At 61.2% G+C, this 13,134-nt stretch carries 10 protein-coding genes; 2 read left to right on the forward strand and 8 right to left on the reverse strand.

The genetic code is table 11. The features are described 5' to 3' along the window. Window positions 1-13: 13 nt before the first annotated feature. Window positions 14-2,914 (reverse strand): ATP-dependent helicase, encoded by a 2,901-nt coding sequence (locus tag ACTM82_RS00560; RefSeq protein WP_441054158.1) that lies wholly within the window; start codon window positions 2,912-2,914, stop codon window positions 14-16. Window positions 2,915-3,060: 146 nt separating this feature from the next. After that, the gene (locus ACTM82_RS00565; protein WP_441054160.1) at window positions 3,061-4,041 is read right to left on the reverse strand and encodes an undecaprenyl-diphosphate phosphatase; all 981 of its coding nucleotides are present in this window, start codon (window positions 4,039-4,041) and stop codon (window positions 3,061-3,063) included. Window positions 4,042-4,283: 242 nt separating this feature from the next. Between ACTM82_RS00565 and ACTM82_RS00570 the strand changes: the two genes are divergently transcribed. Continuing rightward, window positions 4,284-4,721: a universal stress protein gene (locus ACTM82_RS00570; RefSeq protein ID WP_154515052.1), complete on the forward strand. Its 438-nt coding sequence runs from the start codon at window positions 4,284-4,286 to the stop codon at window positions 4,719-4,721. A 252-nt stretch (window positions 4,722-4,973) separates the two neighbouring features. On the opposite strand, the gene ACTM82_RS00575 is transcribed toward ACTM82_RS00570, so the two are convergent. The 4 genes from ACTM82_RS00575 to ACTM82_RS00590 form a co-directional block, all read right to left on the reverse strand. Then, a complete protein-coding gene (locus ACTM82_RS00575) occupies window positions 4,974-6,017 on the reverse strand; it encodes a sensor histidine kinase (protein ID WP_427748084.1) in 1,044 nt (347 codons plus the stop codon). Window positions 6,018-6,026: 9 nt separating this feature from the next. Beyond that, window positions 6,027-6,698: a response regulator transcription factor gene (locus ACTM82_RS00580; protein ID WP_154515056.1), complete on the reverse strand. Its 672-nt coding sequence runs from the start codon at window positions 6,696-6,698 to the stop codon at window positions 6,027-6,029. A gap of 170 nt (window positions 6,699-6,868) precedes the next feature. Then, window positions 6,869-7,999 carry an aminotransferase gene (locus tag ACTM82_RS00585; protein ID WP_441054162.1) on the reverse strand — a complete coding sequence of 377 codons (1,131 nt, stop codon included), beginning with the start codon at window positions 7,997-7,999 and terminating at the stop codon, window positions 6,869-6,871. A gap of 24 nt (window positions 8,000-8,023) precedes the next feature. Then, window positions 8,024-9,055, reverse strand: coding sequence for an ornithine cyclodeaminase family protein (locus ACTM82_RS00590; RefSeq protein ID WP_441054164.1), 1,032 nt, complete (start codon window positions 9,053-9,055; stop codon window positions 8,024-8,026). A gap of 217 nt (window positions 9,056-9,272) precedes the next feature. Here ACTM82_RS00590 and ACTM82_RS00595 point away from each other — a divergent pair, with 217 nt between their 5' ends. Further along, window positions 9,273-10,454, forward strand: a complete 1,182-nt coding sequence (locus ACTM82_RS00595) for a PucR family transcriptional regulator (RefSeq protein WP_441054166.1) — start codon at window positions 9,273-9,275, stop codon at window positions 10,452-10,454. 18 nt (window positions 10,455-10,472) lie between these two features. Here the strand turns inward: ACTM82_RS00595 and ACTM82_RS00600 are convergent, their stop codons facing one another. Both ACTM82_RS00600 and purH read right to left on the reverse strand, forming a co-directional pair. Beyond that, on the reverse strand, window positions 10,473-11,183 hold the full coding sequence (locus ACTM82_RS00600; RefSeq protein ID WP_441054168.1) for a hypothetical protein: 711 nt from the start codon (window positions 11,181-11,183) through the stop codon (window positions 10,473-10,475). Between the two features lie 278 nt (window positions 11,184-11,461). Then, window positions 11,462-13,069: a bifunctional phosphoribosylaminoimidazolecarboxamide formyltransferase/IMP cyclohydrolase gene (gene purH / locus ACTM82_RS00605; RefSeq protein WP_427794233.1), complete on the reverse strand. Its 1,608-nt coding sequence runs from the start codon at window positions 13,067-13,069 to the stop codon at window positions 11,462-11,464. Window positions 13,070-13,134: the final 65 nt, after the last annotated feature.

Below are 13,134 nucleotides of genomic sequence, written 5' to 3' on the forward strand. Positions count from 1 at the left end.
AGGTCCGCCGGGATTACGACAGCTTGACGATCGGCGCAAAGCCCTTCATAAGCTTTTTGGTCTGGCCGGTCTTTTCGAATTGGACCTCGATCATGTCTCCAGCGACCGAGATCACGGTACCCGTGCCAAAGGTCTTATGACTCACGGTATCGCCCGCGGCAAAGTCCTGCGACGCGCTGGCGCGATCGACCTTGCGCTCCACTGTTGGGGACACCTTGGACGACGGCTTTTTGGCTCGCGGTGCGCCCGAGCCAAAGGTCGAGGCAACGCGACCGGCGTCGGGCGAGACCCCACGATGGCGCTCGGTCCCGTAGCTGCTGCCGCCAAAGAAATCGTCGAAGCTCGATCCGCCGCGCGAACCGGAACCGCCGGTCGAGCGCGTATGCGAACCAAACACCTTGCCGCCATACATATCCGAACCCATGCCCGAGCCAAAGGTGCCGCGACGGTCGCCGCGTTTCTCCCAGCCCGTGCCCTCAAAACCGGCAGAACCGATACCGCTAAACTCGATATCCTCAAACGGAATCTCGTTGAGAAAGCGCGAACGCGGGTTGGCGGAGGTCGAACCGTAGGTGCGACGCGTGGCCGCATAGGTCAAGAACAGGCGCTTGCGGGCACGCGTGATGGCGACGTAGGCCAGGCGACGCTCCTCCTCGAGCTTGCCCGGATCATCGCTGCCGCCAAAGTCGTGCACGTGCGGAAAGATACCCTCCTCCATGCCGGCCACGAACACCGCCGGAAACTCCAGGCCCTTGGCGGAGTGGATGGTCATCATGGTAATGGCATGCGTCTCGCCGGCCAGGGAATCCAAGTCGGAGCGCAAGGCCAGCCACTCCATGAGTGCCGGCAGCGCCTTACAGGTGAGCGGACCGTAGGTACGCTCGATCTCGCCGGCATGCACGGCACCCGCCGACAGCTCCGTCGGCGCGGCATACGCGTTGCCTGCGATGGCGGCGGCCAGGGCATCCTGCGGAGACAGCGCCGGAGCGGCCAAGCCATCGAGCGGATTGGAGCCCGCGGCGTCACGGGCGCCGACGAGCGCCTCAAACGAGGATGCCGGGACAGATGGCCCCGGTTCGGGCGCAGACACGCTCACCACGACGGGCTCGGGCTCGGCGCCGGCAGGCACGTCGGCAACACCGGCTGCGCGCAGCTCTTCTAGGCTCTCGAGCGTACCCTCGATATCCTCGTGCGTCTCCTCAAATTCCGCCGCAACGCCCAGAAATTCCTGGATGTTCTCGGCGCGGCTCTCAGATTCCATGGTGCCCTCGACGCGAAACGCCTGCAGAAGGCCCGTCTTATCGACGATCATCTCGACAACGTCCTTGAGCTCGCCGTCCATGCGGCGGCCCTCGCGCACCAGTGAGACAAAGCTCGACAGGCCGTTGCGCACCCTGGCGCTAAACATGCCGGTTTCGGCGCACGCGATCTCGCAAGCCTGGAAGAACGAGCAACGGTTGTCGCGTGCCAGCTGCTCGATCTTTTGGATTGAGGTGGAGCCAATGCCGCGGCGCGGTGTGTTGATGACGCGCTTGACGCTCATCTCGTCGGCCGGGTTCACGATCATCTTGAGGTAGGCCATGACGTCGCGAATCTCGGCACGGTCGAAGAATCGAGTGCCGCCCACGATCTTGTAGGGCACGCCCGCGCGCAGAAACATATCTTCGAGAATACGCGACTGGGCGTTGGTGCGATAAAACACGGCGATGTCGTCGTAGCTCGTGCCTTTGGCATGCAGTTTCTCGATCTCACCGGCAATCCAGCGGCCCTCGTCGCGCTCGTCGCTCGCCTGGAAGGCCTGAATCTTCTCGCCATCGCCCTCGGCCGTAAACAGGCGCTTGTCCTTGCGCTGCGAGTTGTGGCGCACCACGGCGTTGGCGGCGTTTAGGATATGGCCCGTAGAGCGGTAGTTCTGCTCGAGCTTAACGGTCTTGCAGTTTTTAAAGTCCTGCTCAAAGTCCAAGATGTTGGTGATGTCGGCGCCACGCCAGCTGTAAATGGACTGGTCATCGTCGCCCACAACCATGAGGTTTTGGTACTTGGCGGCCAGAAGGTTGGCGATTTCGTACTGGACGTGGTTGGTGTCCTGATACTCGTCGACGCTAATGTAGCGGAAGCGCTCCTGGTACTTGTCGAGCACCTCGGGGCGGGTACGCAGCAGTTCGAGTGTGCGCACGAGCAAATCGTCGAAGTCCATCGCGTTGGCGGCGCGCAGGCGGCGCTCCAGCTCCAGGTAGACCTGCGCGGCCTTTTTGTCGTTGGGGCTATCGGCGGATTTGAGCATGTCCTCGGGGCCGATCATGGCGTTTTTGGCCGAACTGATCTTGCTGCGAATCATGTTGATGGGGAACTGCTTTTGCTCGATGCCGAGCGCCTGCATAATGTCACGCACCATGCGCTTTGAGTCATCGTCATCGTAGATGGTGAACTGACCGGTGTAACCCAGCAGGTCGGCGTCCTCGCGCAGCATGCGCACGCACATGGCGTGGAAGGTGCACACCCACATGCCGCGGGTACCGCTGGGAATGAGCGCCGTCAGACGCTCGCGCATCTCGGCCGCGGCTTTGTTGGTAAACGTGATGGCAAGAACCTGCCAAGGCTTAACACCCAGGTCGCCGAGCATATGCGCGATGCGGAAGGTCAGGACGCGAGTCTTGCCCGAGCCTGCGCCGGCGAGGACCAGCAACGGGCCCTCGGTGGTCAGGACGGCCTCGCGCTGGGCGGGATTAAGGCTGTCAATGTCGACGAGCGGCTTGACGGGCTTGGGTGCCGGCGCGGGAGCGTCGTAGATGTCGAGCGGAACGAGCTCGGGCTCCGGCGCAGCGGGGGCGATGTATGCATCGAGCGGCACGGGTTCCGGCGCGGGCGGCACGGGTACCGCGGCGTTCTTTTCCCAGGGCAAGGGCTGGGTCATGGGCGACTCCTCATCTGACGGACGGCGCGCCTGCGGGCGGCGCCATAGTTTGAGCCGTACCAGTATACCGAGCCGCGCGGACACCGACGCAAATCACACCACGACTCCGTGCGCCGCGCTCTGGCCGCCGCGCAGCGTCGACTAAGTTACAGGCCGAGCATAGGCTCCAGAACAAAGAAGTACGCGAGCACCACGATGCCCAGAATAATGCGGTAGACGCCAAAGCACTTAAAGTCGTGACGGCGAACGAAGCCCATGAGCCACTTGATGGCAATAAGCGAAACCACAAAGGCCACGACGCAGCCCACGCCCAGAATGGCAATCTCGTTGGTGCCAAACGCACCGCCCTTAACGAAGTACTTGACCAGCTTGAGCGCGCTCGCGCCAAACATAACGGGAATGGCCAGGAAAAACGTGAACTTGGACGCCACCGAGCGCGTGCAGCCCAGCAGCAGGCCGCCGATAATGGTAGAGCCGGAGCGTGATGTGCCCGGAATCAGCGAAAGCACCTGGAAGCAACCGATACCCAATGCGGTCTTCCAGCTCAGGTCCTCGAGCGTGGCGATGGATCCAAAATCCAAATCCTCGTCATTGTCATTGTCTTCGGCAATATCCGCCGCAGGCGACGCGAAGTGTGCACCGGCGGGACGCCCGCCCGCCACCACAGCACACGAACCAAACGAATCGGCAAGAGCGGCGTTCTCGCGCTTACTCGCACGCCAGTTCTCAATCACGATAAACAACACGCCGTACACGATGAGCGCCAGCGCCACGACGGGGGCGTTATAGAAATGCTCCTCCATCCAGTCGTTGAGCGGCAGACCGATCGCCGCGGCGGGAATACAGCCAAGCACAATCTTGCCCCACAGCACCCAGGTGTCGCGACGACCCTCCTTGCCCTTGCTGGGCGAGAACGGATTTAAGTCGTAGAAGAACAGAACGCAAACGGCCAAAATGGCGCCAAGCTGAATCACGACCAGGAACATATTCCAGAATGTCTCGCTCACATTCATCTTGACGAACTCGTCCACCAAGATCATGTGGCCCGTCGACGAAACGGGCAGCCATTCGGTGATGCCCTCGACCAGGCCCATGAAGGCAGATTTTAGAAGCTCGATGATATCCAAAGGGACCCCCTCGTTTTTCACCCGCCGATAGTTGTTCTGCGGACGGTTGCGGGCGATGTCCCATTATCAACCGTTCGGCCGCGGCCGCGCCCACCCTTACCAAAAATCTCGCCCGTTCACAGAATTGCGAGCGGTCAAACCGAAATCCTTGGGTATAACTGCAACAAGCTAAAGTGTCCGGCGGCCAACACGTCGTCCGATGCACGAGCCCCGCGCCCGTGCGATAGACCAAGGAGGAAACCATGAACGAGGGCTATACCAAGGTATTTGTTTCACTCGACGGTACTGAGCAGCAGGATTTTGTGCTCACACGCGCTATCAAGGTCGCCGCAAACAATGGCGCCAAGCTGATCATCGGTCACGTCATCGATTCCACGGCGCTCGAGAGCGCCGGTTCCTATCCGGTCGATCTGGTCAACGGCCTGGAGGAGGCCTTTAAGAACTCCATCGCCAAGCAGCTCGAAGAGGCCAAGGCTAATCCCAACATTCCCGAGGTCGAAGTCATGATTCGCGCCGGCCGTATTCGCGAGACGCTCAAGGACGAGATGCTCGACGTGGTCAAGCCCGATCTGGTGCTCTGCGGCGCTCGTGGCCTTTCCTCGATCAAGTATGCGCTCCTGGGTTCGATTTCGACATTCCTGCTGCGCAACACCGACTGCGACATTCTGGTCGTGAAGTAGGTTCCTTCCCGCCGGCGCAAGGCCTGCGGGGTTATCACGCCGACGTCCTCGCCGCTTCGCGGCTGCGGGATGTCGGCTTAGATAACCCCTCCCGGCCTTGCGCCTTCGTCACCGTACTTCAGCGAGTTAGCTGAATAGAGAGATGGCGTGCCGCCCTGGTTGGGCGGCACGTTTTGTTTGGGTGATTTTTTAGAGCCTCATAGCCATGGTCACGTTCGGGAACATGGCTATCCGTATCACAAGACGGCCCGACTACTCGAAGTATTGGAACTTGTTGGTCGAGAAAGCGAATGTTACGACAAAGCCTTCGCCGGAGTCGGATGCCGCGGTGACGTCGATGCCCATCTTGGAACACAGGCGCGCCACCAGGTAGAGGCCGATGCCCGTTGCGCGCTTGGTGGTGCGGCCGTTATCGCCGGTAAAGCCCTTCTCGAACACGCGCGGCAGGTCAGCCGCGCTCACGCCGCAGCCGTTGTCCGCGACGGTAAGCTCGATGCGCTCGCTTGCCAGGCCCTCGTCCAGCAACGCACCCGAAAACACAATCTTCGCGCCGTCCTCACGCGCATATTTAATGCTGTTCTGAATGAGCTGGCCCAGAATAAACTCGAGCCATTTCTCGTCGGTGAACACCTCAAAGTCGAGGTTCTCGCACACCGGAGCCACGTGCGCCGCAATGAGCTCGCGCGCGTTGGCTTTAATCGCGCCCGTCACCAAGCTCTTGAGACCCCAGCGGCGAATCAGGTAGTCGCGCTCTACGACTTCCGAGCGCGCATAGTACAGCGCCTGATCGATATAGCGCTCCACGCGAGCCAGCTCGCGACCCAGGTCATCCACGCGCGACAGGTCGTCTTCGCTGCCGTCCAGGTTTTCTAAAATCAGATGAGCCGCCGCCAGGGGCAGCTTGGCCTCGTGGACCCAGCTCTCGATATAGTCGCGGTAGTCATCGGTCTGGCGCCGGCCTTCCGCCACCTCGTCGCAAGCGGCTTTGCCCACCCGGCGCAAGACCTCATATTCGAGCTCGCCCTCGGCATAGGTCGGGCATTGCACCATCTCCTGCACCCAAGCGGGGCTCCCCAGCTCCTCTGCCGCGCGCTCCAGCTGGCACAGAAAACGACGACGGCGCACGTACTCGATCACGATGCCCAGCATGCCAAAGATAAAGGACACACCGACCGCCACGACCACGATGGATGCCGGGGCGCCGGCGACCGTCAGTACAAAACAGCTCAGCAGCACGCCGCAGGTCCACACGGCAATGGGAAGCAGTGCATCTTTAAAGAACTTGGCAAACGACATAACCGGCTCCTAGACCGAATAGCCTTGGCCGCGATGCGTCGTCAAATACCCCTTGATGCCGATTTTTTCGAGCGTGGTGCGCAGGCGGTTGATATTGACGGTGAGCGTATTGTCGTCCACGAAGGCGTCGGAGTCCCACAGGTCCTGCATGATAGCCGAGCGCGAGACAATCTTGCCCGCGCGGCCCAAGAGCAGCGAGAGGATACGCAGCTCGTTTTTGGTGAGCTCGGTACTGTCGCCGGTTGCCGTATTGGTGACCATGGAGCGGGCGAGGTCGAGCTCCAGCCCCTTGTGGACGAGCGTGCTGCGATCGCCCGCCGCCGCGGTGCGGCGCAGCAACGCATTGATGTGCGCCACGAGCACACGGGCGCTGTAAGGCTTGGGAACAAAGTCGTCCGCGCCAAGCGTCATGGCCATGACCTCGTCGATCTCGGTCGTGCGCGACGTGAGGACGATGATAGGAACCTCGGATTCGTGGCGAACCTCGTGGCAGATATGTTGGCCGTCCTTGACGGGAAGCGTGAGGTCAAGCAACACCAAGTCGGGCGCGGCGGCAAGGATATCGCGCGAGACATGCTCAAACGATTCGCAGGCCTCGATTTCAAACCCGGCGCGGGCAAGGATGTCGACAAGCTCACGACGAATGCGCTCGTCGTCCTCAACGACATAGATCAGCGCCATGTGTCCTCCCATTTCGCGCAACTTGCACTTTCCACACCATTATGCCCACGGCGTCGCAGCGATACGACCCCGTGGGCACCTAATGTGACAAAAGCGTTCGGTAGCCTTGAGAGAAAATAGGGGCCGACCGGTCCTAAACCGATCGGCCCCATCACTTCGACCTCGAGCCTCTACTCGAGCGTACGCATGTACGCAGAGATGGCATCCAGGCCCTTCTGCAGGTCATCGGTGTTATCGGAGTATGCATAGCCGATGCGCATGCTCTTGGGCTCCTCGAAGCAATCGCCCGGGGTGACGAGCGCGCCGGACTTCTTAATCATGTCGGTGCAGAACGTCCTGGAGTCGATATCGTAGTCGTAATACACAAGTGCGGTGCTACCCGCCTCGGGCTTGACGAACGACAGGTGCGGCTCGCTCTCGACCCACTTTTCCAGAACAGCAAGGTTCTGACGGACGATGCGACGGCTGCGCTCAAGGATCACGGAAGCGTTACTCAGAATCAACTCCGCCACCGACTCGCTGAATATGCCGGCGGAAATCAGGTTGTAATCGCGATGCGAGAGGAGCGCGCGACGGAGCTCCGGGCTCTTGGTGACCGCCCAGCCCAGACGCAGGCCGGCGAACGACCAGACCTTGGACATGGATGCGGTGGCGACGGCCTTGTCGTACAGGTCGACCACGGACTCGCAGTACTCATCCGTCTGAGTAAGCAGACGATAGACTTCGTCGCAGAGCAGCCACGCGTCGTGTTTGCGCGCGACCTCGACAATCGCCTTGAGCGTATCGGTGTCGAGCAGGGCGCCCGTGGGGTTGTCCGGGTTATTGATGCAGATGAGCTTGGTATCGTCGGTCACCAGGGCATCGAGCGCGTCGACGTCGACGTGGTAGCCGTTCTTGCGATCGAGCTGAAGGATATCGACCTTCGCACCGCACATCTCGGGAATCGAGTAAAGCTGCTGGTAGGTAGGCTTGACGGAGACTACGTGATCGCCCGGTTCGACGAGCGTGGAAATAACCAGGGAGTTGGCACCGGTCGCGCCGTGCGTGGGCACGATATGCCCGGGCTCGACCGTCTTATAGAGACGCGCGACCCCCTCGAGGAAGCCGGGCTGCCCCTCGATGTCTCCGTAGGTGAATCGGCGCGAGCACAGGCTATCGAGCCACGCCTTCTTGTCGGTGTTCGTAAGCTCGAACAGCTGGTCGAGCGTAAGGGAGTAGACGCACGTCTCCGCAACGTTGTGGGTGCACTTGGTCTCCCACTCGTTCATCCACTGTTCGACGGCGAAATCCTTAATCTGCATTGTCCTTTCCTTTCCTTGACTTTCTTACAGTTCCACCGCGGTGCCCAGCCCCGCCTCGACGGCGCGGTCGTAGGCGATTTTCGATGCCGAAAGGTCCTGAACGGCGATGCCCGACGTATCGAACACCGTCACCTGCTCGTCATCCGTACGCCCCGTAGCCGTGCCGGCGATGACTTCGCCGAGTTCCGCTTTGATGTCCTCGGGCGTGATGGCACCCTCGGCAACCGGAATCTCCAGCTCGCCGGACGCGACCGATTGCTCGCGGTCGTCGACGTAAACAGCGGCACGGGCGACAAGTGCCGAGGCGAGCTCCTGCTTGCCGGGCATGTCGGCACCGACGCAGGAGATATGCGTACCGGGGAGCACCCATGCATCGGGGATGATGGGCTTGGTCGCCGGCGTGATCGTCACGATGATGTCGGCCTCTGCCGCGGCACCTTGGCCGTCGGCCGTCGCCTCGATGGAATAGGTGGATGCCTCGCGAGCATGCTCGCAGGCGCCCAAGATATGGGCGACCTCGTCTCGCATGCGCTCGACGCGGGCCTCGGGCGCGGCATCGGAAACCGGCTCCCACACCTTGACCTCGCTCACCTTGGGACAGGCGGCGAGCACGCCCGCCACCATATAGGTGCTCATATGACCGGCACCCGCAACAAGCAGTTTGGACGCATCCGCCCGAGCCAGCCACTTGGCACCGAGCGCAGCGGCGGCACCGGTGCGAAGTCCAGTGACGGCAGAGGCGTTGAGCAGCGCCAACGGCTCGCCCGTCGCATTGTCGCACAGCAGCGTGGTGCCAAAGATCTCGGGCAGCCCCTTTTTAGGATTCTGAGAGAACCAAGCAGTAAGCTTGAGACCGAAGAGGCCGCTTCCCGCCAACTCGCCCGAGCGGATATCCATGTCGGCCACGCCGGGTTCGAACTGCTCATATACCATCGGCCACGCAACGCCCTTGCCCGTTGCCTTCTGGCGATATGCCTCCTCCACGGCAGCGATTGCATCCTCGATCGTCAGCACCTTGGAAACTTCCTCGGCCGAAAGCACCATCATCTGCCCCATCATCGCTCCTTTCAGCGAAAGCTTTACGTTGCTTCACTGTACGGTTTAGCAACGATGCCGCCAAGGATCATTTTTTGTTGGGATCTACAACGACTCTCAATCTGATTATTTGTTCTATCAGCAGATATTTGAACTTTTTCTCGCATCAAAGGCATACGGATGTGCGATTATCCTATTTATAGCGGTACTTACTGTAGTGATTTACAAGGTGATGTTGATGCTATACACCATCTCGGACTTCTCACGGGAATATGAGGGATCGGTCCGTCTAATCGCCGGCAGCGATGGCGTCTCGCGTGCCGTCTCTGGCGTCGGGATCCTCGATTATGAACTCATGCCCGGTCTCAAGAACAAGTACCAGCGCGTCAACTTCACCTCAGACGAGATCGTCCTCAGCACCTTCCTCTATGCGAAGGACGACCCGTACCTCATCACTGAAGCCGTGAAATACCTTGTCGCCAAGGGAACGAGCGGTCTCATCATCAAAAACGTCTTGCACATCCCGATTCCCGACCAAGCCATCCGCTACGCCAACGCGCGGCACTACCCCGTCTTTCTCACGACCGACGACTCACTGTTCTTTGACAGCGTCATCTATGAGGTCAAACGGCATATCGAGCAGCTCGCGTCCATCGACTTCGCACAGCGCGAGATCGATGCCCTGAGGACAGACGTATCGCCCGAGTCCATCTGCCGACGCATCCGAGGCCTTAACCCGTCATTTCTGGACGAAGCGGTCGCCCTGTTCGCATCGTTTGCAGAGCCCCTCGACCCACGTACGTTTTTGCAAATCGAACGTCTCTGTTCAAAATCGACCCTCGCCGGATGCCACAACATGCTGGCACCCTATGACGGAGGCCTGCTATTCGTAGCGACAAGCGACTCGGAGCAGACGCTCGATGTGGAGCGAATCGTGCAGGCGCTCACGGAGCTCATCGAGGTTAGCGGTATCGATGGCGGAGCGGAAGGGCTCGGCATCAGCGATATTCTGTTTGGAGACGAGGCGGTGGCGCAGGCGATCTCGCAGGCGATTTACGCACAGCGCCTATCTTGTCAACGAGCCGAGGGTCCCGTCCGCTATACGCAGCTCGGCATCCTGAAAACCGTGATGCCTTTTGCGGAAACCCCGGAGATGCGATCGTTCTCGGAGGCGATTCTCTCGCCGATACGCGAGCACGACAGTGAGCATGGCAGCGAACTGGAATCCACGCTCGCCGCATTCATCGAGAACGACCGACGTATCGAGCGAACCGCCAAGCAGACTAGCCAGCACCCGAACACGATTCGATATCGCCTCGATAAGGTGACAGCTCTCACCGGACTGAGCTACAAATGCGCCCCGGAGATGGAGCAGCTGTCGCTCGCCTACGCCATCGAACGCGCTCGCTCGCTTCAGTAAGCCCACCCCGCCTTGAGGTTAGAAGCGGCAGGCACGGAGCTTTTCGTAGCCTTCGGCAAAGAAGGCAACCGTAGCGGCGTCGGACTCGACGGCGTCCGTCTCGGCGGCAGGAACCACGCCGTGCTCGTCACTCACCAGGAACAGCGCGCCCTTGAGCTGCGCGGGAATGTCCACGCGCGTGACCGGGATGCCCTTGGTCTGGGCCAGCTGCTCGATAAGCGTCGCCGTGCCACACAGGCACTCGTCCGCCGGTGCCACAAAGACCAGCTCGCCGTTGTTGACGGCGGCGAGCAGCTCGGGCGCCACGCCGGTTTCGTCGGCCTCGGAGCGGGCCTCGGCGGAGCGGGCACGCAGCGCCTTGGCCGAAGTATCGGCCAGCGGCTCGTACTCCCCCACCGTCATGGCGGCATTGCCGTTAACGTCGATCACCAGCATGAGCACGCTGTCGCGCGCGGTGTAATCGCCCTCGGCAAGCGACCACTCAACGTGCTGCTTGGCCCAGCTGAGCATGTTATGGGTGAGCGGCTCGCCCTGCACCAGGCGCTCGGACAGCGCACGAATGTGACGGTTGAGCATGGGCACCTTTTTGTTGGACATACGCCAACGGCAGACAAGCGCGGGCTTGTCGAGCGTAAACTTCTCGACCGCCTCCTGATTGGCGCAAAAGTCCTCGTACGCACGCTGGTCCTCGGCATTGCCAAACAGCTCGGCATCATCCACAACGGCCATATCCAACCTTTCTCAAAAACATACACCGCACCGTTATACCCAAAAAAGCCGCCTGCACCAACCGGCACGGGCGGCAATAGATAGCTTTAGTTCGGGGCGAGCCAATACCGCTGGTGGAGCATGAGCCAGCGAGCCGGACCCAAGTGCCTCAGGTCGCCGCGAAAGAGGAGCGACGCGTACTTCTGTACGCGAGCGACGGTTTGAGCGGCGAGATAAGGTGCTTGGGGCCGGCGCAGCGTCGAGCAGTTACGCGGTTTGGTAAAACCGCGTAACGATCATTAGTGGCGGAAGTGGCGGGCGCCCGTGAAGACCATTGCGATGCCATGCTCGTTGCAGGCCTGAATGCTCTCGTCGTCGCGCTTGGAGCCGCCGGGCTGGATGATGCAGGTCACGCCGTGCTCAGCAAGCACGTCGACGTTGTCGCGGAACGGGAAGAACGCGTCGCTTGCGCAGGCAAAGCCGCCCTTCTCCACGCCCTCGCGCTCGCAGAAGTCCTCGGCGCGCTCGCAGGCAAGCAGTGCGGAGTCAACGCGGTTGGGCTGGCCCGGGCCCATGCCAATGCCGGCCTTACCCTTGGAGACCAGGATGGCGTTGGACTTGACGCCCTTGCAGACCTTCCAGGCAAACTCAAGCTCGGCCATCTCGGCATCGGTGGGCTTGCGGTCGGTGGGGAACGTAAAGGTCGCGGGATCCTCGATCACGTGGTCGACCTCCTGCACCAGCATGCCGCCGTCGATGGAGCGCAGCTCCACCTTGGCGCCGTGGTCCACGCCGCCGGTAGCCAGCACGCGCAGGTTGGGGCGCTTGGCCATGCGCTCGAGCGCCTCGGCGGTGTAGCTCGGGGCGATGATGACCTCGACGAACTGCTTGTTCTGATCGGCAAAGTGCTCAACCAGCTCAAAGGGAACCTCGCGGTTGCAGGCGATGATGCCGCCGAAAGCGCTCTTGGGATCGCAGGCAAAGGCGCGGTCGTAGGCAGCCGTGATGTCCTCGGCAACGGCGGAGCCGCAGGGGTTCTGATGTTTGAGGATCACGCAGGCAGGCTCGTCGAACTCGCGAACCAGGTTCCAAGCGGCATCGGCGTCCAAATAGTTGTTGTAGCTGAGCGGCTTGCCCTGAATCTGCTCGGAGCCCACGAGCGGGAACTGCGAGCTCGCGGAGTTCTCGCAGCCATCGGCAAAGCGGTAGACCGTAGCCTTCTGCTGAGGATTCTCGCCATAGCGCAGGTCGTCGACCTTCTCCAGCGAGACCTCGAGTTTGGCAGAGGTGTCCGCCACGTCGCTTGCCTGGGCAGCAAGCCAACGGGAGATAGCCGTGTCGTAGGCGGCGGTGGTCTGGTAGACCTTCACCTGCAGGCGACGACGGGTGGAAAGCGTGGTGCAGCCACCGGTCTCGCGCATCTCGGCCAGGACGGCATCATAGTCGGCCGGGTCGGAGATGACGGTAACGCTCGCGGCGTTCTTGGCGGCAGAGCGAAGCATGGAGGGGCCACCGATATCGATGTGCTCGATGGCATCCGCGAAGGTGACCTCGGGGTTGGCGACGGTCTTCTCGAACTCGTACAGGTTGACGACGACCAGGTCGATCAGCTTAATGCCGTGCTGAGCTGCCTCCTGCATGTGCTGCTCGGAATCGCGGCGAGCCAGCAGCGCGCCGTGAACCTTGGGATGCAGCGTCTTGACGCGGCCGTCCATCATCTCGGGATAGCCCGTGAACTCCTCGATGGGGGTTACGGGAACGCCCGCGTCCTCGATGGCACGAGCCGTGCCGCCCGTAGAGATGATCTCGACGCCAAAGTCGTCAACCAGCGTCCGTGCGAAATCGACGACGCCCGTCTTATCGGTAACCGAGATCAACGCACGTGCGATCTTCACATCAGATCCCATGCAGTCCTCCTGTCTGGTACGCCGCCGTGCTCTGTGAGTCGGTGATACGTCGATCTGCAGCGCTC

This window comes from Collinsella sp. HCP3S3_E5 (genome assembly GCF_052067635.1).
GTDB lineage: Bacteria > Actinomycetota > Coriobacteriia > Coriobacteriales > Coriobacteriaceae > Collinsella.